Source organism: Mesorhizobium sp. M2E.F.Ca.ET.209.01.1.1 (assembly GCF_004010375.2).
In the GTDB taxonomy this organism is placed as follows: Bacteria; Pseudomonadota; Alphaproteobacteria; order Rhizobiales; family Rhizobiaceae; genus Mesorhizobium.
In genome coordinates, this window is the sequence record NZ_SADP02001272.1 from 1 (window position 1) to 285 (window position 285).

1 protein-coding gene is annotated in these 285 nt (G+C 62.1%); it reads left to right on the forward strand.

The features are described from left to right. Positions 1-57 precede the first annotated feature (57 nt). On the forward strand, positions 58-285 hold a 228-nt coding region (locus EN852_RS40035; protein WP_135879992.1), incomplete at its 3' end, for a hypothetical protein.

Consider the following 285-nt stretch of genomic DNA (forward strand, 5'->3'; position numbering starts at 1 on the left):
AGCCGGAGCATCGTGCGCGGCCTCTCCGCTACGCGGGTGGGAAAGCCACCCTTTGCCATGACAGACTTATTCGAGGCTATGGGCCTGTCCGCCGAGGACAGCGAGACCGCTCATCTTTACTTCAGCGAAGGCGGCAAGATGTTGCTGCCGCTCGGCAAATCGACAAACGCCATGACAGGTCAGGAGATGCTGGAGCGGCTGCTCTCGCCCTCCGATGACGACGACGGCACCCTTGCCAACGACCTTCTCGGCGAGCTTGGCAACACGGTACCGCTGGAAAGCCTG